16 protein-coding genes are annotated in these 19590 nt (G+C 61.0%); 14 read left to right on the top strand and 2 right to left on the bottom strand.

What is annotated here, in order from left to right; all coding sequences use genetic code 11:
* Positions 1 to 63 precede the first annotated feature (63 nt).
* The 5 genes from ARB25_RS01770 (at position 64) to ARB25_RS01750 (ending at position 6172) form a co-directional block, all read left to right on the top strand.
* Positions 64 to 453, top strand: coding sequence for a YtxH domain-containing protein (locus ARB25_RS01770; protein WP_035136593.1), 390 nt, complete (start codon positions 64 to 66; stop codon positions 451 to 453).
* A complete protein-coding gene (locus ARB25_RS01765) occupies positions 453 to 1208 on the top strand; it encodes a PRC-barrel domain-containing protein (RefSeq protein ID WP_055285342.1) in 756 nt (251 codons plus the stop codon). Before ARB25_RS01770 ends, ARB25_RS01765 begins: the two co-directional genes overlap by 1 nt.
* A gap of 72 nt (positions 1209 to 1280) precedes the next feature.
* A complete protein-coding gene (locus ARB25_RS01760; RefSeq protein WP_253276025.1) occupies positions 1281 to 2687 on the top strand; it encodes a polysaccharide deacetylase family protein in 1407 nt (468 codons plus the stop codon).
* Positions 2688 to 3074: 387 nt separating this feature from the next.
* Positions 3075 to 4901, top strand: a complete 1827-nt coding sequence (locus tag ARB25_RS01755) for a magnesium transporter (protein WP_436197772.1) — start codon at positions 3075 to 3077, stop codon at positions 4899 to 4901.
* Between the two features lie 74 nt (positions 4902 to 4975).
* A complete protein-coding gene (locus ARB25_RS01750; RefSeq protein ID WP_055252163.1) occupies positions 4976 to 6172 on the top strand; it encodes an Nramp family divalent metal transporter in 1197 nt (398 codons plus the stop codon).
* A gap of 543 nt (positions 6173 to 6715) precedes the next feature.
* Here ARB25_RS01750 and ARB25_RS01745 read toward each other — a convergent pair.
* Positions 6716 to 8932, bottom strand: coding sequence for an acyltransferase family protein (locus ARB25_RS01745; RefSeq protein ID WP_055285340.1), 2217 nt, complete (start codon positions 8930 to 8932; stop codon positions 6716 to 6718).
* Between the two features lie 186 nt (positions 8933 to 9118).
* Here ARB25_RS01745 and ARB25_RS01740 point away from each other — a divergent pair, with 186 nt between their 5' ends.
* From ARB25_RS01740 to ARB25_RS01725, 4 genes are all read left to right on the top strand, one after another.
* A complete protein-coding gene (locus ARB25_RS01740) occupies positions 9119 to 10114 on the top strand; it encodes a ribokinase (protein ID WP_055285339.1) in 996 nt (331 codons plus the stop codon).
* Between the two features lie 4 nt (positions 10115 to 10118).
* Entirely contained in the window at positions 10119 to 11093 is a 975-nt protein-coding gene (locus ARB25_RS01735) for a nucleoside hydrolase (RefSeq protein ID WP_082421812.1), read from the top strand.
* 103 nt (positions 11094 to 11196) lie between these two features.
* Positions 11197 to 11685 carry an S-ribosylhomocysteine lyase gene (locus tag ARB25_RS01730; RefSeq protein ID WP_006236297.1) on the top strand — a complete coding sequence of 163 codons (489 nt, stop codon included), beginning with the start codon at positions 11197 to 11199 and terminating at the stop codon, positions 11683 to 11685.
* 134 nt (positions 11686 to 11819) lie between these two features.
* Positions 11820 to 12464: a DUF4867 family protein gene (locus ARB25_RS01725; protein ID WP_055285338.1), complete on the top strand. Its 645-nt coding sequence runs from the start codon at positions 11820 to 11822 to the stop codon at positions 12462 to 12464.
* Between the two features lie 196 nt (positions 12465 to 12660).
* Here the strand turns inward: ARB25_RS01725 and ARB25_RS01720 are convergent, their stop codons facing one another.
* Entirely contained in the window at positions 12661 to 13767 is a 1107-nt protein-coding gene (locus ARB25_RS01720; protein ID WP_055285337.1) for an ATP-binding protein, read from the bottom strand.
* A gap of 382 nt (positions 13768 to 14149) precedes the next feature.
* Between ARB25_RS01720 and ARB25_RS01715 the strand changes: the two genes are divergently transcribed.
* The 5 genes from ARB25_RS01715 to ARB25_RS01700 form a co-directional block, all read left to right on the top strand.
* Positions 14150 to 15580 carry a 6-phospho-beta-glucosidase gene (locus tag ARB25_RS01715; protein WP_055285336.1) on the top strand — a complete coding sequence of 477 codons (1431 nt, stop codon included), beginning with the start codon at positions 14150 to 14152 and terminating at the stop codon, positions 15578 to 15580.
* A 226-nt stretch (positions 15581 to 15806) separates the two neighbouring features.
* On the top strand, positions 15807 to 17606 hold the full coding sequence (locus tag ARB25_RS01710; RefSeq protein ID WP_070100714.1) for a histidine kinase N-terminal 7TM domain-containing protein: 1800 nt from the start codon (positions 15807 to 15809) through the stop codon (positions 17604 to 17606).
* Positions 17603 to 18052: a hypothetical protein gene (locus ARB25_RS09910; RefSeq protein ID WP_156327650.1), complete on the top strand. Its 450-nt coding sequence runs from the start codon at positions 17603 to 17605 to the stop codon at positions 18050 to 18052. The genes ARB25_RS01710 and ARB25_RS09910 overlap by 4 nt, the downstream gene beginning before the upstream one ends.
* Positions 18052 to 19101, top strand: a complete 1050-nt coding sequence (locus tag ARB25_RS01705; protein WP_156327649.1) for a sensor histidine kinase — start codon at positions 18052 to 18054, stop codon at positions 19099 to 19101. The genes ARB25_RS09910 and ARB25_RS01705 overlap by 1 nt, the downstream gene beginning before the upstream one ends.
* Positions 19098 to 19590 (top strand): response regulator transcription factor (locus ARB25_RS01700; RefSeq protein ID WP_055285333.1); only part of this gene is annotated, 493 nt, incomplete at its 3' end. The genes ARB25_RS01705 and ARB25_RS01700, both read left to right, overlap by 4 nt.

Raw genomic sequence — 19590 nt, 5'->3', positions numbered from 1 at the left:
TGCGGGTATAATGGACAGCATTCAAACGGTGGGCACCGACGTGCCCGCAGGAGAGGAATGATCATGGGTAAGACTTTCAGCTTTGTCTCCGGCGCACTTTTTGGTGCCGCTGCCGGCGCTATTGTCGGCGTTGCTCTGGCCCCGCGCTCGGGCGCCGAGACCCGCGCCATGGCTGCCGATATCGCCAACGACGCCTGGGACAATATGCGCGACACCTACGAGCACAGCGCCGAGGAGGCCCGTGCTGCGGTGAATGACTTTGGCCCGATGGTCGACGCCAAGACCGACGACCTGCGCGCCAAGGTCGACCTGGCCCGCGAGCGCATGGACCAGCTGCGCGAGCAGCTCAACGACGCCATTTCGGGCGGCAACGTGACGCCTGCCGCCGACGTCGTGGTCGAGAACGCCGTCGAGGCTGATACCGAGGCTGCGGAGCCCTCGACCGAGGCATAATGCGCGCCGGGGATTTTGTCGGCGCCAAGATCTATCGCAAGCCTACCGAGGACAAGCGCACCAAAAAGGACGGCACACCGCGCAGCCCTAAAAAGCTCGGAAAGATTCACTTTCCGGTCTTTACCCCGGGCGGTACGCGCGTGGTCGGCTTTATGGTCCGCCAATCCGATATCGCGGGCATGATCGAGCGTCCCGACCGATTCGTAGCGCTCGACGCTATTGGTGTCTACGAGGGCGCCATTGCGGTCGATGACGTCAAGGACACGTACGATGCCGCCGCTGCCAAGCGCCTCGACATCAACCTGGACGATTGCATCATCTGGGTCGGTATGGACGTGCGCACGGAATCAGGCGACGTCGTGGGCTATTGCTCGGACGTTGAGTTCAAGCCACGCTCGGGCATCGTGCAGGCATTCTATGTGACCGCCGGTGCTGCTTCGAGTGTTTTGGTTGGTGACACGCAGGTACCGCCGACGATGCTGCGCGGCTACGAGAACGGCGCGATGATTGTTTCGGACGAGGTCAAGTCGCTCGGGTATTCGGGCGGTGCGGCTGCCAAGGCCGCCGAGGCCAGCGTCGTGGTGGGCAACAAGGTCAAAAAGGGCGCCAAGGTGCTCGACGACAAGGGATCGGTTGCCGTGGACAAGGGCAGTCGCGCACTGGGCAAGCAGCTCGGCAAGACGCGCGGCATGTTCAAGGCGTTTAAGGACGAATACCAAAAGGCGAGCGGAGGCTCGTCAAAAGCTACAAAATAGCGACGTACCAAATGATGGGAGGCAAGCCGGAGACCTGTTGCTCCGGCTTGCTGTGTTTATGGGGGAGGGCACATGCGCCAAAACGGATCCAACTTAAACGGGCGTTCGGGTGCGCGTCCGACGGCGCGCCGCGACCTGGGGCAGCTGCCCAGCGGTCAGCGCAAGCGTCACCGTAAGCCCGGCGCGATGTACCTCAACCATAGCCGCGGGTTTAGCGACCGCAGTGCGCGCATCGGCAACAGCCGTACGCCCCGTCGTTCGTCTCGCCTGCCCTACGCACTCATCGCCGTGGGCTGTGCGCTCGTGCTGTTTATCGCTGCCGTCGTGGGCTACGTCAACCGCAGCGTGGACGTGGAGCTCAACGGCCAGAAGACCGCGGTGCGCGTGGGCTCTACGCTGCAGAATCTCATCGACGACCAGGAGTTGACTGACGCCTACGACGCAGGCGACCTGCTGGCCGTCGATGACAGCGTGCTCAAGCGCCATGGGGGCGAAAAACTGTCGGTGAAGGTCGACGGCAAGCGCGTGAAACAGGGCAAATGGGATAGCCGCGAACTTGAGGGCGGCGAGAAGGTGACGGTCAAGGATGGCCGCAACGTGTACGAAAAGCACGAGGTCCAGGCCACGACTATCGAGCCAAAGCTTAAGGTCGAGGGCACGGGTGCCATTGAGTATGTCAAAACCTGGGGCGTTCAGGGCCGCTCCGAGGTATGGGTCGGCGAGCAGTCGGGCAAGACGCAGGACCGCGGCGAGGTCGTGCCCGCCACCGACTGCGTGGTCGAGTGCGCAAGCGTAGCGCCCAAGGGCAACGAAAAGTACGTGGCCCTGACATTTGACGAGGGTCCGAGCGGCGCGACCAAGCAGATCTTGCAGGTGCTCAAGGAAAAGGGCGCCACGGCGACGTTCTTCCTTTCGGGCGATGCGGCCGAGGCCTCGCCCGCTGCCGCCAAAGCGATTGTCGATGCCGGGTGCGAGGTCGGCTCCAACAGCTACAGCGATGATTCGCTCAAGGGCGAGGAACGCGAGACGGTGCGCAAGCAGATCACGAAGGGTACCGAGGCGATTAAGTCGGCGACCGGCGTCGAGACGATGTTGCTGCGCGCCCCCTACGCCGCGTTTGACGAGCAAAACTGGATTGACTCGATGGACCTGGTGTCCGCTGTGGTTTCGTGGAATATCGATTCGGGCGACTGGCTGCTCAACGGCGCCGACGAGCAAGTATCGACCGTGCTCGACTCGATGACGCCGGGCAATATTGTGCTGCTCACCGATAGCGATGAGTGCGCCGAGCAGACGCTCGAGGCGCTGCCGCAGATTATCGATGGCCTTGTCGCCGACGGCTACAAGATCGTGACGCTCAGCGACCTGGTCAAGACGGACACGGCATTGAGCAAAAAGCTCACCTCGCTCACCAAGGTTTCCATGCCCAAAAACGCCGTGTTCCCCCAATTCCCCGAGGACGACGACACCACAGAGTAGTCATCGGGGACGTGCCTAAACGACTGGTCGTTTAGGACGGTCTTAATCGCTTTGTCCCACCATACCCATCCGGCTCTATGCCACGGATACGTCAGCGTTTGGTATGCCTGCAATGTGCAGCGCATAAATTCGGTGCCGCAGCGCGATGCTGATGCTATAGTTACTGCGGTTAATGAGGGTCAAGAGAAAGGTTACAGGTGAAATCCAAACCTCGACCATACAGTCGATGACCCCATGCAGGTGCTTTCTGCGCGTGCACGGGGTGTGAGCGTCGAGCGGCGTGCCGCCCGCGCATGCGTATACATATCCAGAAGCCCCCGGACGCCGCACGCGCGGCCGCGTCCGGGGGAATAATGATGGGGAGCACCATTGAATTATCTGAGTGAGATGCTCAAACTGCCGGTCTTGGACGTCGACGGCGAAAAGCTCGGCGTGGTTAACGATTTTGGCATTGCAACCGGAGAAGTTTTTCCGCACGTGACGTCGCTCGCGTTCCGTGGTCCCGGCAAGACGCCGTTTATGATCAGCTGGCGCAAATGGGTCGACCGTATCGACGAGACGGGTGTACACCTTAAGACGTCGGCCACCGAAATCCGTTTTTCGTATTTGCAGCCGACCGAACTCTTGCTTGCCCGCGACGTGCTTAACAAACAGATTGTCGACACGCAGGGCATGAAGGTCGTGCGCGTCAACGACATCAAGTTTTCCATGTCGGGCGAAAATCAGCTGCGCCTGCTGGGTGCCGAGGTCGGCGCCCGCGGTCTGCTGCGCGCGATCAGCCCCACACTTGAGCATGTCGTCGAGGGCTTTATGAAGCATCTGGGCAAACCGCTCAGTGAGGACATTATCGCCTGGTCTTATATGGACCTGCTCGATCGCTCGACTAAGAACATCCAGCTCTCGGTGTCGCACAAGACGCTTGGCGAGCTGCATCCTGCCGACATCGCTGACATCATCGAGCAGCTCGACCCGCGCCTGCGCGCGCAGGTGTTCGCGCAGCTCGATACCGCACAGGCCGCCGAGGCCATCTCGGAGTTCGATGACGACGAGCTCATGACCGAGATGCTCGAGGGCCTGTCCGATACCGACGCATCGTCGATGCTGGCCATGATGGACCCGGACGACGCTGCCGACCTGATCGACGAGCTCGATTACGAGAAGGCCGAGAAGCTTCTGCGCCTAATGGGCGTCAAGGAGGAGAAGGCGATTCGTAATCTGCTAGGCTACGAGGACAACACCGCCGGCCGCATCATGACCTCGGAGTTTGTCTCGCTGCCCGCCACGGCGACGGTCGGCGACGCCATCGAGGCGATTCGCAAACTCGACGAGGACTTTGAGAGCGTCTACTACGTCTATACCGAGGATCCGAGTGGCATGCTGACGGGCGTGCTTTCGCTGCGCACGCTGATCGTGGCCGACCGCGACGCCACGCTGGGCCAGCTCGCCTATCGCGATCTGGTCTACGTGTCGCCCGACGAGGACCAGGAAGACGTGACGGACGAGATGACCAAGTACGACCTGGTTGCCATCCCTGTCTGCGACGAGAACCGTCATATCCTGGGTATCGTGACCTTCGACGACGCCATGGACGTTATCGCCGAGGAGCATCAGGAGGACCTGCAGATCGCCGGTGTCGGCTCGGGCGACAGCGCGTCGGACGACTCGACGAACGTGCTCAGCTGGTTCGTGCATCGTCAGTACTGGGTCGTCGTGTGGGGCATCGCCTCGTGCATTATGGCGACGGCGCTGGGGACGGCGCTGGGCTCCGCGCATCTGGTGGTGTTCCCCATGTGCGCCATGCCGCTCGTGCTGCTGGCTGCCTCGCGCATGGTGTCGTTCGTCAAGAACTACTTCCTCGAGTACGACGGTCACGACGACGAGCCCAAGCCGTACCTGGGATTCTTCTTCCAGAGCACGGGCATGGGCCTGATCCTTTCGCTCGTGACCTACCTGTGCGCGCAGCTGGTACGCACCGCTGCGTTCCCCGATGCCACTATGTTTGAGGAGCAGCTCTTTACCGGCTGCTTTAACATTGCCGCCATCATCTGCCTGGTTGGCAACATGAGCGCCGTGATTTACCTGATGGTGCTGTTCTGGCGCGACGAGCACGACCTCAATACGTCGGGTACCGCCATGAACGTCATCGCCGTCATGATCTCGTGTGTGGCGTACTGCATCGCCGCGGTGCTGCTCACCATGTCAGTCATGGGTTAGGTGGTCGCGTGCAAAATACGAAGCAAAAGCCGAGCACCAAGCAAAAGCTGACCATCGCGGCCATCTTTGGCGCCATGGGCCCCGGTCTTTTGGCGGCACTTTCGGGCAATGACGCCGGCGGCATCGCCACGTATTCCAGCGCGGGCGCCAGCTATGGCTATAAGATGCTCTGGATGCTTCCCGTCATGACCGTGCTGCTTATCGTGACGCAGGAGACCGCGGCGCGCTGCGGATGCGTCACGGGTAAGGGCCTGGCGTCGCTCATTCGCGAGCGCTTTGGTGTGCGCAAGAGCGTGCTGGCCATGGCGGCGCTGTTGATCGCCAACACGGCGGTGACCATCTCGGAGTTCGCGGGTATCGCGAGTGGCCTTGCTCTGTTTGGCGTTCCGGCGAGCATCTCGGTGCCGCTCGTGGCGCTGCTGGTGTGGATGCTTACCATGTCGGGCAGTTTCCAGCGCATCGAGAAGATTTTGCTGCTGGTAAGCTGCGTGTTCGTGACCTACATCGTCGCCGCGTTTATGGCCGGCCCCAACTGGGGCGAGGTCGCGGTCGACTTGGTCGTCCCCAATATTCAAAACGACCCCAGCTACGTGTCGCTTGTGGTCGCAACGATCGGTACCACCATCGCACCGTGGATGATCTTCTTGGCTCAGAACAACGTGGTCGATAAGAATGCGGGCGAGGACGACATCGTGCTGCAGCGTATTGATACCGTGAGCGGCTCGATCGCCGCTGATATCATTGCGGGCTTCATTATCATCACGACCGGTACGGTGCTGTTCCCGGCGGGTATTCAGATTAGCGATGCCGCCGATGCCGCCCGCGCGCTGGAGCCCATCGCGGGCCAGTGGTCCACGGTGTTGTTCGCCTCGGGCCTGGTCGCAGCGAGCTTTTTGGCTGCCTGCGTGCTGCCGGGTGTTACGTCGAGTGCCATCTGCGAGGCATTTGGCTGGGAGCGCGGTGCCGATCGCAGCTGGGACGAGGCCCCGGTTTACCGCGGCATCATTACGGCCATCATCGGCATTTCTGCCGTGTTGGTGCTCATGCCTGGCGTCGATTTGTTCCAGATTATGATGACCTCGCAGGTCATCAACGGCGTGCTGCTGCCCGTAGTCTTGGTATTCCAGGTGGTTATCGCGGCAGATCGCCACATTATGGGCGCCAACCGCAACGGCCGCGTATGGAACGTGCTCACCTGGGCGACCATTGGCGTGATTACGGTGCTGACGGTCGTCATGTTTGTGCTGCAAGCGATGGGCTACAGCGCGTAGCGCCCACTTTTGCTTCCGAACAGGCCGCAGCGATGGGCTGCGGTCTGTTTTTGTCTGCTATAGGGTGTTAGTTATATGGCAGCGGGCAAAAAATGCCAAATATGAGTACTGTTGCTAAGTGAATAGCATTTACATCCAAAAAGATAATGAACATAACCTATAGTATGTTCATTAAAATTGGCTCCAATATGCCTTAAACCAGTCAGGTTGGCTGCTTTAGGGGGTTGTAGGGGTCGCTCGGACGTCATTTTGGGTGGTTTTGCCTGCTACTAAAATTGTAACAGTACTCATATTTGGCCTTTTTTGCCCACAGACCTTTGAGGTTGCGGCGAAAAGGGCTTGTTTTGATTGTTTGGGGCAGGCGCGAGGCGCGGAAACGATGTCTGGAGGGGCGGAGCGGCTTGGAATTCATCCGTAGAGGTCTTCATTGGCTGCGCCAGGAGTGCTTCCGGGTGCCGGTGCAAAAGGAGTGTCCCTAACTGCCGCAGGGGGCGTCGGCCGTGGCCGACGCCCCCTGCGGGTGTAAGCAGATTTTGCTGCGCGTTACTTGTCGTCGCCGAGCTTGTGCGGCTTGTAGGCGAGGGCATTGACAAGTGCGTCGCCGGCGGACTTGACGGCTGCCGGCTGCGGATCGTTGACGTGGTCCTCGGGGTGCACGGGCAGGTCTTTCTTGACTGCATCGTGGATCAGGTTGAGGTACTCGGTCACGCCGGTAGTCGACAGGTGCGTGCCGTCGCCATCGAACAGGTCGTTGCGGTTGGCGCTATGCCCGTACCAGTCGATAACGCGTACATTCTTGTAGCGCGTGGCGGCGTTGGCGATGGCCTGGTTCGTGGACCCGACCCACGGCTGCGGGCTACGTGTGTTTACAAACACGACAATACGCTGCTCGCCGGCGTCGGCCATGATCGCGTCGACCTGGGCGTCCGTTACCAAACCATTGGTGCCCAGGGCAAAGACCACGATCTTGCCGGCAAGGTTCTGCTGGATATAGCCCTCAAATGTCGCGCGGCCCGCATCAAACTGGCGGCCCTTTTCGGCATCGATATGGCTGTGCGGAAACACGCCGTCAAAGGAATCAACGGCGCGCAGCGACACGGAGTCGCCGATCATCAACAGGTCGTAGGAGCCATCGGGGAAGCCGTCGTTGTCCTTGTCGGTGTCGTCGGCCGCCTGCTGGTCGGTGGGCGCGGTGTTTTCGGCTTCCTTGTTCAGAACCTCGGCGCCCTTGCCGCTCAGCGCAGACGTCTCGGGCACAAAGATCAGACCGCCCAGTGCAACGACCAACACGACAGCGCAGGCTGCGCAGACAGGGACGTGCGCGCGTGCCCAGTTGGCGGGCGTGGTGGTGCCATCGCGGAATTCGGCGACGGTGCGGCCGAAGGCACCCTTCCTAAACGGCGTTTCGATAAAGCGATAGGAGCACTCGGCTACGGCGACCACCAGCAGCACCTGCAAGATGTACTGCCACCAGGGCGTATCGTTGATGTTGGCGACCGGGTTCATGAGCAGCAGCAGCGGATAGTGCCACAGGTAGATGCTGTACGAGCGCTTGCCAACCCACACGAGCGGCTTGGCGGACAGCGCGCGGGCAACCATTCCCTGGGGCTGCACGCAGGCCGCGATGACCATGAGCGTGAGGATGGAGCATAACAGCGTGCCGCCGCGATACTGGAACGCGGTGTAGCCGTTGGTGAGCGCGACCATGGCGGCAAGGCCAACCAGACCCACGACGCCCAAGACATCGATGGATGCGGGCGAGGACCAAAAGCGCACGAGGGCGCTCGGCTGTGCCGGGGCGGTCTCGGCTGATTCGTCGGCCTTCTCGCCAGGCTTGCCCTCGGCGTTCTTGCCGTGCTTGGCGGCGCCAGCCAGGCGATTGAGCCCCAAACGATGTGCGAGACGCACCGGCGCCAGGTCGCGATCGGGGATAAAGGCCATCCAGGCACCCAGCAGCAGCGAGAACACGCGGGTGTCGGTGCCGTAGTACACGCGGCTGCGGTCGGCGGCAGGGTTGTAAAGCACCATTATGGCAAGGGCAGAAACCGCGGCAAGGCCCAGAACCACGCGGCGCGTGTTGGGCTTGCTCACATGCATGGATACCATGGCAAACAGCAGCGGCGGCCAAATCAGGTAGAACTGTTCCTCGATGGCAAGCGACCAAAAGTGCGTGAGCGGCGAGGGGTCGCCCAGGGCATTGAAGTACGAGACGTTTTGGGCAATCTGCCACCAGTTGTTGAAGAACAGCAGCGACGGCAAGATGTCGGGGCGCATCTTGGTGAGCATCACGTGGTTAAAGATGGCGCACAGCGCGCAGGTCACGAACACTACCGTTACCACGGCGGGGACCAGGCGACGGATGCGGCGAATCCAGAAGCTCTTAAGGTCGATGCGGCCGGTCTTAGCGACTTCGTTGAGCAGCAAGCGCGTGATCAGATAGCCCGAAAGCACAAAGAAGATCGTAACGCCGAGCAGGCCGCCCTGAGCCCACGTGAGGTTGAGGTGATAGAGCACCACCGCGACGACGGCAAGCGTGCGCAGGCCGTCGAGCGCAGGAATGTAGCGGGACTTGGGACGAGCGGGCGCCTGTTCTTTTGCGGCGCTGTTAGTGTGGGCGTCCTTGTTGGTGGGCGTTCGATGCGGGACCGGGCCGCGTCGCGACTCGCCGGCGCGGCGGTCGGCGCGTGGGCGTTCGTGCGGCGCCTGGTTATCGGGCGCGCGGCGCGGACCGCGTGGGCTCGATGGTGGGAATTGTTCCATAAAACATCATCCAATGACGAGAATAATCAGCACATATTCATTGTAGCTGCCTGCTCCTGTGAATGCTTGCTGCTGGCGCAACCTCAAGGGCGCGTTCACATCAAAGTGAACTAAAGTTATAGAGGTGCGAGGGCGCACGATCGACGGCCGACGGTGGGCGTAAGGCCCGCAGATGAGGAGGTTTCCATGGCAGATCGCGGCATCGTTGCGGTGTTCGGCAGCATGAACATGGACCTTTCGGTGGCGTGCGAGCGCATGCCGCGCGCGGGCGAGACCGTCGGCGGCAGCGGTTTTATCACCAACGCCGGTGGCAAGGGCGCTAACCAGGCCGTCGCCGCCGCGCGCATGGGTGCGCGCACGTGCATGATTGGCGCGGTCGGCCGCGACGCGTTCGGTGCATCGCTCGTGGCGGGGCTCCAAGATGCTGGCGTGGACTGTGACTTTGTGGCGCGTCGCGATGACGTGGAGACGGGAACGGCGACTATCATTCGCTGCGAGGGCGACAACCGCATCGTGCTGTCACCGGGCGCCAACCATGCGCTTGCGGGCGAGGACGTTGCCTGCGCGCTGAGACGTTTGGTGGCCGATGAGCTCGACGGCGACACCAGCGAGATTGCCCCGGCTGCCGGAAGCGTCTTTATCGCCCAGGGCGAATGTGACCTTGCAGCGACTGCCGAGGCGCTTTTTTGCGCTCACGAGCTGGGGTTCTATACGGTCTTTAATCCAGCGCCTGCCTGCGAGTTGCCTGCGGAGGCCTGGCCTGCGGTCGACCTGGTCTGCCCCAACGAGACCGAGTGCCAGGTGCTGACGGGCATCTTGCCCGCGGATGATGCGAGCTGCCTCGCGGCGCTCAATGCCTTGCTCGCCAAGGGTGCCGGCGCCGCGGCCATCACGCTGGGCGGCGCCGGCTCGGTTACGCTCGGTGATGGCGGTGAGCTGCTGCGCATGCCGGCGCTTTCGAGCACGGTAGTCGATACCACGGCCGCCGGCGATACGTTTATCGGTGCGCTTGCCGCGGCTCGTCTGGAGGGCTTGCCGCTCTTTGAGTGCATGACGGCGGGTGCACGCGCCTCGGCGGTGACGGTGTCGCGTCTGGGCGCTCAGCAGTCGATTCCCACGCGTGCCGAAGTTGAGCGCGTGTTTGATTTAGACGATTTAGTACAAGACGGAGAAGCGGAGTAGAACAATGGCAATCAAGAAGCTGATCCTTGATCTGGATATGGGCGTGGACGATGCGATGGCGCTTGCCTATGCCATCGCGAGCCCCGAGGTGGAGCTCGTGGGCATCACCACGTGCTTTGGCAACGTGCGCGTCGAGCAATCGGCGCACAACTGCCTGGCAGTGCTCGATCTGCTGGGTCGCCCCGAGATTCCGGTGTACCTGGGCGCCGATCGTCCCATTAAGGCGACTGAGCCCTATACACCGCCGGCGTCCACCACGCTCATCCACGGCAAGAACGGCATTGGCGGGGCGAGCGTGCCCGCGTCGCCGTACGAACCGGTGGGGGCGACGTCGGCCGACGGTAACGCGGCGGTCGATTATCTGATCGATGCCGCGCGCACCTATGGTCCCGATCTGATCTACGTGGCGACCGGTCCGCTCTCCAACCTGGCACTTGCCTTGGAGCGCGATGCGGCGGCGATGATGTCTATCGGTCGCGTGGTCGTGATGGGCGGCGCCCTGACCGTGCCCGGAAACGTGAGTGCGGGCGCCGAGGCCAACATGGCAAGTGATCCCGAGGCGGCCGATGCCGTGCTGCGTTCGGGCCGCAAGCTCACCATGGTGGGTCTGGACGTGACGCATCGCGTGGTGCTCACACGCCGCGACATTGCCGGCTGGACGGGCTCGGGCACCATGGCGGGCTGCGCATTTGCGAGCATGGTGGAGCACTACATTGGCTCGTACGAGATGAACGCACCCTACCTGGGTGGCTGTGCGCTGCACGATCCTCTGGCCGTTGCCGTGGCGATCGACCCTACGCTCGTGGGTGCGCTCGGCTGCAATCTGCGTGTTGATCTGCTGGGCGAGTATCGCGGCCGCACCATTTGCGACGAGCGCCGCCTATCCGATCCGGACAAGAGCGCGCTTGTGGCGCTGACTGTGGATGCCCCACGCTTCCTGTCCGAGTTCAAGACGCGCATGGCCCGCGTCCTGGGCTAAGTTGTCTTTTTGGGACGGGGCTTTTTTGACTGGTATGATTGGTGCGACCATTCGAACCAGCTAAAAGAACCCCGTCCCAAATTGACTACCGAGAGGATCTGCCATGGAGCGCATCGCGAGTTTTTCCGTTGACCATCTGCTGCTTGAGCCCGGCGTGTATGTGAGCCGCATCGACCGCGATCCGGCGACCGGCGCCGCCGTCACCACTTTTGACCTGCGCCTGACCACGCCCAATAAGGAGCCGGTTATGAACACGGCCGAATGCCACACCATCGAGCACTTGGGCGCGACGTTCCTTCGCAATCATGCCGAGTGGTCGAGCCGCATTGTCTACTTTGGTCCCATGGGCTGCCGTACGGGCTTTTACCTCGTCGTGTTTGGCGAGGTGACGAGCGAGGAGATTCTGCCGCTCGTGCGTGAGCTGTTCGAGTTTGTCGCTGGCTTTGAGGGCGATATCCCCGGTGCCGCTCCCGAGGAGTGCGGTAACTACCTGGACCAGAACCTTCCCATGGCAAACTGGCTCGCGCGCCGCTACCTCGACCGCGACTTGGCCGATATCGACGAGAATCACCTGCACTATCAGCAGGCGTAAGGCTGCTTGCAGGAATAACGTTTGTGCCAGAAGCGCTCCCGCTCTTTGCGGAGCGCTTTTTTATACCGAGTGCTCAAAACAGAACAAGATTGTTCTAGAATGTTCATACTGCACACAAACGAACAGGAGCGAACATGCATATCTACTCTGTCTCTGATCCCGAGTTCAAGTCCTATGGCAACGTTTGGGACAACGTTCCGTCCGAGCTCACGTCGCCCGTGCTCGAGGCACTTGCCTCCACGCCCATCCCCGAGGGCAGCAAGTATGTGGCCTCCGCACCCGAACTCGAAGGTGTCATGGATGCCGATAAGCTGGGCTTTCTCATGTTTGGCGGTCGTCCCTTCCAGCTGGGCTGGTGCAACGGCCACAACACGCGTCTCAACTGCCTGGAGTACCACCGCGCGAGCGAGTTCAACCTGGGCGCCCGCGACTTTATCCTGCTTGTGGCGCATCGCTGGGAGATCGAGGACGGCAAGCTCGACACCGCGTGCGTCAAGGCGTTCCGCGTGCCGGCCGGCACGCTTGTTGAGGTTTTCAACACCACGCTCCACTACACGCCCTGCATGGTCGACGACGGTGGCTTCCAGGTGATGGTGGCGCTGCCCGCCGGCACCAACGGCCCGCGCCCCGAGGCTGCAGCCGACATGCCTGCCGCCGGTGACAGCTACTGCTACTGGAAGGCCGACAAGTGGGTCCTCTGCCACGCTGACAGCCCCAAGGCTGCCGAGGGCGGCTACGTAGGTCTCATCGGTAAAAACCTCGACATCACCGTGGACTAGAATCTTCTGTCTCGATCTGTAACATCTAGCGTGCCAAATCGTCTCTACCTGTTACAGATTTAAACAAACTGCAGGGGCCGCCCGAAAAATCTCGATCTGTAACACCAGACCCGGTTTTGGCGGCCTAACTGTTACAGACCGAGACAAACCGCCCCCAATCCACCACAAAGGTGCCTGTCCCCATTGTGGTGGCTGCCTAGAGTTGGCTGCGCAGGTAGTCAGCCATATATGGTACGGCGAAGCGCACGTAACCGCGGCGCGCCTGTTCGATTACGCCGGCGTCGATGAGGCGCCGGCGATACTTTTGCGCATAGTCGGGTGTGACTGACATGCGCTCGGCCACATCGGAAATGCGCGACACGCCGTCTTCGTCATCGGTCATTGCAGCGAGAAACGCAACATCTTGGTCCGATAGCGCAGCGAGCGTCGTTTCGCACACATCGTTTTCGAAATCGGCCTTTGACGCTTCGATTGCTCCGTCGACTTGCTCTGGCGTTACGTGTTCTCCTGCCTGGCAACGATTGGCGATGTTGTAGCCGATGAGCTGCAGCATGTAGGGCGAGCCCTGAGTTGCGCGAGCAGCGTCCAGCCGAAGATTGCCTGGAATATCAAGGTCGAGCTCTTCGAAAGCTCGCTGATAGTAGGCATCCACATCTCCAACTGAAAGCGGTTCGAGCGTGACCTTGCGTGCGCGGTTGAGAAATGTCAGTACGCGGTCGTTGAGTGTCGCGGAGACTGCTCCCGGGAGGCCCGCCATGACGAGCGCGACGTTGAGCCCCTCGCCGACCAGCTCTTGATAGGCGGTGACGAGCTGTCTGATTTCGGGCGAATTGGCCTGGAGCTCATCGATGAGGATGAGGATGCCGTGTCCCTGCTCGGTCAGCTTGCGCGCCAGCTGCGTGAGCTTGAACTGGAAGCTTTTGGTTTCCTGCACATCGCGCGTGAACTCAAGGCCGGCTGAGAAGCCGAAGACGCTCAGGCTGCCGCCCGCAAGTTTGGGGAGACGATGCTTGTTGGCGTAGGGCTCGCCCGCTTCCTGGATCTTCTCAACAATACGCTCGAGCATATCCTCGGAGGCTACGGTGGGCGTGGCGACAACAAAGCCGAGCTTGCGTGCGCGATCGGCAAGTTCCCACAGCAGAACCGTTTTGCCGCTGCCTCGCTGGCCGAGCATGAGCATGGCTCGGTCTCGATTGCCCGGCTCCTGCTCAAGGCCGGAGATGAATGTCGAAATCACGCTCCCGCGCCCCACCAGATAGGACGGGCGATTTCCAAATGAGGGGGAGAAGATGGTTTCAGTCATGAGTCTCCTTTCCTTTTTTTCCTATTTTTTCCTTTTTTTCCTATTCAGTCAAATATCCCGCCGGCGAAGGCGGCTACGTAGGCCTCATCGGCAAGAACCTCGACATCGCCTGCGACTAGAATCTTCTGTCTCGATCTGTAACATCTAGCGGGCTAAATCGTTTCTACCTGTTACAGATCAAGACAAACCGCCCCCAACCACCACAAAGGTGCCTGTCCCCCTTGTGGTGGTTTGGGCAGGCGGGTATCAAAAAGTGTCAGCTGTGGGCGGTCGCCGGGCCACCGTGTGCGAAAAGAAGTATCGACCTGCGCCGTTGCCGTTGGGTGGCACCCCGTTTGCGGGGATACTGAAACCACGACAAGCAGCGTATGAAAGGATCGACATGGCTTTCCGTAAAGACTTCCTGTGGGGCGGCGCGACGGCTGCCAACCAGTGCGAGGGCGCCTACAACGTGGACGGCCGCGGCCTTGCCAACGTGGACGTGGCTCCGCACGGCCCCGAGCGCTACGCGGTGGTCTCCGGCCAGCGCAAGATGCTCGACTTCGAGGACGGCTATTACTATCCCGCGCAGACCGGCATCGATTTCTATCACCACTACAAAGAGGACATCGCTCTCTTTGCCGAGATGGGCTTTAAGACCTTCCGCATGAGCCTGGCATGGACCCGCATCTTCCCCAACGGTGATGAGACCGAGCCCAACGAGGCTGGCCTGGCCTTCTACGAGGATGTATTCCGCGAGTGTCAGGCGCACGGCATCGAGCCGCTCGTGACCATCACGCACTTCGACTGCCCGATTCACCTCATCAAGGAGTACGGCGGCTGGCGCAACCGCAAGCTCATCGACTTCTACAAGAACCTCGCGACCACGATCTTCACCCGCTACAAGGGTCTGGTGAAGTACTGGCTTACCTTCAACGAGATCAATATGATCTTGCACCTGCCGTTTATGGGTGCCGGACTGGTCTTTGAGGAGGGCGAGAACAAGGAGGCCGTCGAGTACCTGGCCGCCCACAACGAGCTCGTCGCCAGCGCTTGGGCAACCAAGATTGCCCACGAGATCGACCCCGAGGTCAAGATCGGCTGCATGCTCGCCGCAGGTAGCTACTACCCCTACAGCTGCCGTCCGGGCGATGTGCGCCAGGCGCAGCTTGACAACCAGAGCAACTATTTCTTCGTCGACGTCCAGAGCCGCGGCTACTACCCGGCCTATGCCGTCAAGAAGCTCGAGCGTCTGGGCATCGATGTGGGCATGACGGACGAGGACCGCGAGATCCTGGCCGCCAACACCGTCGATTTCATCAGCTTTAGCTATTACAGCACCCGTTGCTCCGCCGGTGCCGATAACCCCGATGTCGAGCGCACCCAGGGCAACGCCTTCGCCGGCGCCAAGAATCCCTACCTGCAGGAGAGCCAGTGGGGCTGGGCCATCGATCCGTTGGGCTTCCGCATCACCCTTAATGACCTGTACGACCGCTATCAGAAGCCGCTGTTTGTGGTCGAGAACGGCCTGGGCGCCAAGGACGTTGTCGAGGAGGACGGCTCCATCAACGACGACTACCGTATCGACTACCTGCGCCAGCATATTGCCGCGATGCGCGATGCGGTGACCGAGGACGGCGTTGACCTGCTGGGCTACACCACCTGGGGCCCGATCGACCTGGTGTCTGCCGGCACGGGCGAGATGTCCAAGCGCTATGGCTTTATCTATGTGGACCGCGACGACGCCGGCAACGGCACCCTCAAGCGTTCCAAGAAGAAGAGCTTTGACTGGTACAAGAAAGTTATTGCTTCTAATGGTGAGGACCTTTCCTAAGGAAGCTGAGACACTCGACTTCATAGCCTCCTAACCAAGGCGCCCAGCGAGCAGGTAATGTTCGCCGGGCGCCTTGCCGTCTGCGGATTTTGGGACATGCGGCCCGCTTTTTCGGCCTGCCTGTCGGTACACTAAAAGCACTATGGGTACCCGCGAGCGACATATCGGCCACGCGGCCGCCCGGACCGCGCCGGTTGCGGATCCCAGGGGTGGCAGGCTCTTCGCCATGCCGCGATTCCTTGTTGGCATAACACATCAGGTGTACCGTCACCGCGTCTTTGCTATCGCCGGCGCCATCACCGCGCTGTTCCTCATGCTTTTGGCGGTCTTGCCGGCGCTGTTCGCCTTCGACCCCAAACTTTCTAACGCCGTGCCCGCCTATAGCAAGGTATCCGAAGAGGTCGTGGATGCGCTCGCCCATTCGAGCTCTCTCCCGCTGCTTGTCGCCGCAATTGTATTTTCGATCTGGGGCGTATCGGTCTATCTGCGCTGTTTGGACTATGTGTTGCGTCGCCGCCTTGTGGCCATCGCCACCATCTGCGCCCTGTGGATGATCGAAGTCATTCTCAAGTACAAGTCGTTCACGCCGTTCTATGCCACCGTGCTGTGGTACCTGTACTACGTGCCCATGACGCTCATTCCGCTGCTCTACCAGCTCTGCGGCCTGCGCCTTGCGGGCCTGGAGCAACACCGCCTGGGGCGCCGCTACTGCGCTGCGCTGTGGATTGCGGCCATCCTGCTTATCGGATTTGTGCTCACCAACGATTTTCATCAGCAGGTCTTCCGCTTTGACCGTACAAGCGACACCTGGAGTAACGATTACACGTACGGCTGGGGTTATTTTGTCGTTCTCGTGTGGACGGTCTTCGACTTCGTGGCCTTTTTTATCCTGGTTGGTCGGTCCTCGTCCTTTCGCATCCAGCGTTTCTCGGGCACGGCGGCGCTCGTACTGCTGGGTGGCGCATTCTTTGCCGTCTCGTATGCGTTGCGCGTGCCCTGGGCATGGAGGCTCAACTTTTCGCTCGTCTATTGCGTCCTGTGCGTGGTGGCGATGGAAATCTGTCTCGATTGCGGTGTCATTCCGTCGTATCACGACATCGCCGGCATCTTCGACACCTTGCCGCTCGACCTCAAAGTCCTAACGCGCGACCTGCAGGAGGTCTATGCCACGCCGGTGTCAAAGCCAATGCCGGTAGGCGTGCGCGAGGAGTTGCGGACCCAGGAGCACGGCCGCGCCCATGCCTTTGCCGTGGCGTCCGATCCCAATGTGATGTACCGTGCCTTTCCGCTGCTGGGTGGATCGGCGCTGCTTGCCCAAGACGTGTCGGAGCTCAACGAGCTTAACCGTGAACTGGCACATCGTCGAATGGAGCTGCAGCGTCAAAACGAGCTGCTCGCCGCCGACTACGACCTTAAGGCGCATTTGGCAGATCAAGAGGCCGAGACCTTGCTGGTCCAAGACGTGGACCAGGCGCTTGCCCGCGCGCTCGAAGAGATGTACGACCTGCTGGGCTCGTTGCCACCGTTGACCGACGAAGCGTTTTCGCACGAGCGTTACCGCATGCTGCAGCGCGCCAAGATGCTCGTCGCCTATTGCAAGCGCAAGGGGTCGCTCACGTTGGCACAGCACGGGGAGAGCGGTTTTGATCGCGACCGCATTCAGCTCATCGCCAACGAGCTCGCAAGTGACCTGCGCACGATCGATGTCGATTGCGCCTCGATTATCGCCATACGGCGCCCGTTGCACGCCAGTACGGTAAGCGCCCTGTACGACTGCGTGTATGACTTTGCGTTTTTTGCCTACACCACCGACCATCCGGCGCTTATGTATCACTTGGGCGACCATGACCGATGCAGTGTCGAGCTGCGCGCCACGCTTTTTTCCAACGATGATGAAGATCTTTCGCAGACGCTCGCTGCGCAAGAGCTCGAAAGCGCTCTGCAAGGGCGCAACGTGGCATACCGCCTTGAGGGCGAGCCCGGCCAGCTGCACATGATTGTCTTGATGCCGAGGGCGGGTGAGTGACGATGCAGATTTCGCTCGTTCTTCCCCAAATCGTTGCGCTCGATGTTGTCTTTGCCCTGGCTGCGTGCCTGCAGACGATCCACGTCCCGCTCATCGCATCGCGCCGCTCGCCCTATAACCGTAAGGTGATTTGCGCCTACGAGGCGAGCCTTGTGCTTCACCTGGTGGTTTCGGCGCTCATCTTATTCGCGTCGTCTGGCTCGTATCTGGTGGCGCCGCTTGACGTTTGCGCCAGGGCAATGGGCGGAGCGTTGTGGCTCAATGCCGCAATCTTTGCCTATGGCGTGGTACTTATGGTGCACTATCGTCGCCTCGTCATGCTGGCCGAACTGTTGCTTGTTGTCGCCGTTACACCACCGGTGGTTTTGCCATGGGCTCGGCGTGGACCGTTGTCCTTATCACGGAGGGGGCGTTCTTCCTGTTCCGCTCCATCGCGGCGCTCTTGATGGACGTCCGTAACCGCCAGGAGGATATCACCATGTTCTCGACGATCGAGACCATCAACGTGATTCCCGTGGGCATCCTGTATCTAGACCCGAGGGGCCGTCCGCTGCTCATGAACCGCTGCATGCGCAAAAACCTCGTAGAGCTCCATATGCCCACCGATCTGGGCGACATGAGCAGCACGTGGAACGACCTGCGCAAACTTAGCATGCAAATGCCCGAAAGCAGCACTAATCGCGCCCATATCGACCTTGATCGCTTCGGTAGGGATCGCGCCGTGGTCGAGATCTCTCCTTCCGAGATTCGTCTGTTCGTGCGTGACTCCGTTACGGTCTCGGGCCGTCCGTTCGAGCGCGTCGTCGGCCTGGACGTGACGGAATACGCACACGCCTACGACCGCCTGGCGCAAGCCAACCACCTGCTTGAGCTTGCGGGCCAAGAGCTCCAGGCCCAGATCGAAGAAGTTAAAAAGGTTGCCGACAATGCGGCCTACCTACGTATGCGTGCCCGCGTGCACGACGTGATCGGGCAGCGCCTGTCCATTCTTCATCGCTATTTGGAGGAGGGACGTCTGGACGATGAGTCGCTCGAGCAGATTGACCCGTTGCTGCGCTCAATCGCCGCCGATTTGCGCAGTGGCGGTGCCAGCGAGCCTGCAGAGCAGCTGGGTGATATCGTCCATGCTTTTGGCCTGGTGAGTGTGCAGATCGATGTTGAGGGTGTGCTGCCCGAGGACGCGCGTGTCGCCGCCGCATTTTTGCAGATTATCCGCGAGGCCTCGACCAATGCCACCAAGCATGCGCAGGCACATCGGGTCCACGTGCGTCTGTGGCAGGAGGGGGCGGATGCTGGAGCCGTCGCGCGCATGACGATTTCTAACGATGGGTCCCCGGCCCCCGTATCGTATCGCGAGGGAACGGGTATCCCAGGTATGAGGCATGTCGCACAAGATCTGGGTGGCAGCCTAGAGGTCCACGCCGCCCCGCCCTTTACGCTTGCGGTGTCCATTCCGCTTAACGCCAACGACACGTCCCAAAGGAGAAGCTCATGATCCGCGTTCTTATAGTCGAAGACCAGGCCATTCTGCGCGAGAGCCTGGCACGCTCCGTTGGTGACCAGCCCGATATGACCGTTGTCGCCGCGATCGCCGATGCCTCCGAGGCCTTGGGTGTCGCGCTCAAGGAGCGTCCGGACATGATACTGATGGACGTATGCACCGAGCATGATTCTAACGGCATCGTGGCGGCGGCGCGCATCAAGGAGCAGCTGCCCGAGTGTCGCATCATTATCATGACCGGCATGCCCGAGATCACCTTTGTCGATCAGGCTCGCGAGGCGGGCGTCGATAGCTTTGTGTACAAGAATGTCGGTATCGACGAGCTGTTCGCCGTGATGCGCTCCACGTTGGCGGGCTATTGCACGTTTCCCAAGCCGCCCGAGAGCATTTTTTCGGGTACGGCGGCGCTCGACGATGTCGAGCTATCGATTTTGCGCCTTGCCTGCGAGGGCAAAAGCCGTCGCGAGATCGCGGCCGAGCTGT

The organism is Collinsella aerofaciens (assembly GCF_001405375.1).
Taxonomy (GTDB): domain Bacteria; phylum Actinomycetota; class Coriobacteriia; order Coriobacteriales; family Coriobacteriaceae; genus Collinsella; species Collinsella aerofaciens_F.
Note: the sequence above shows the minus strand (reverse complement) of the source record. Positions and strands in the feature narration are given on the sequence as shown.

Bases quoted from the DNA above. Each gene is read 5' to 3' on its own strand.
- ARB25_RS01745 (WP_055285340.1), bottom strand. From the start codon at position 8,932: ATGGAACAATTCCCACCATCGAGCCCACGCGGTCCGCGCCGCGCGCCC.
- ARB25_RS01725 (WP_055285338.1), top strand. From the start codon at position 11,820: ATGCATATCTACTCTGTCTCTGATCCCGAGTTCAAGTCCTATGGCAAC.
- ARB25_RS01705 (WP_156327649.1), top strand. From the start codon at position 18,052: ATGGACGTCCGTAACCGCCAGGAGGATATCACCATGTTCTCGACGATC.
- ARB25_RS01720 (WP_055285337.1), bottom strand. From the start codon at position 13,767: ATGACTGAAACCATCTTCTCCCCCTCATTTGGAAATCGCCCGTCCTAT.
- ARB25_RS01715 (WP_055285336.1), top strand. From the start codon at position 14,150: ATGGCTTTCCGTAAAGACTTCCTGTGGGGCGGCGCGACGGCTGCCAAC.
- ARB25_RS01765 (WP_055285342.1), top strand. From the start codon at position 453: ATGCGCGCCGGGGATTTTGTCGGCGCCAAGATCTATCGCAAGCCTACC.
- ARB25_RS01760 (WP_253276025.1), top strand. From the start codon at position 1,281: ATGCGCCAAAACGGATCCAACTTAAACGGGCGTTCGGGTGCGCGTCCG.
- ARB25_RS01740 (WP_055285339.1), top strand. From the start codon at position 9,119: ATGGCAGATCGCGGCATCGTTGCGGTGTTCGGCAGCATGAACATGGAC.
- ARB25_RS01770 (WP_035136593.1), top strand. From the start codon at position 64: ATGGGTAAGACTTTCAGCTTTGTCTCCGGCGCACTTTTTGGTGCCGCT.
- ARB25_RS01755 (WP_436197772.1), top strand. From the start codon at position 3,075: ATGCTCAAACTGCCGGTCTTGGACGTCGACGGCGAAAAGCTCGGCGTG.
- ARB25_RS01730 (WP_006236297.1), top strand. From the start codon at position 11,197: ATGGAGCGCATCGCGAGTTTTTCCGTTGACCATCTGCTGCTTGAGCCC.
- ARB25_RS01750 (WP_055252163.1), top strand. From the start codon at position 4,976: ATGGGCCCCGGTCTTTTGGCGGCACTTTCGGGCAATGACGCCGGCGGC.
- ARB25_RS01710 (WP_070100714.1), top strand. From the start codon at position 15,807: ATGCCGCGATTCCTTGTTGGCATAACACATCAGGTGTACCGTCACCGC.
- ARB25_RS01735 (WP_082421812.1), top strand. From the start codon at position 10,119: ATGGCAATCAAGAAGCTGATCCTTGATCTGGATATGGGCGTGGACGAT.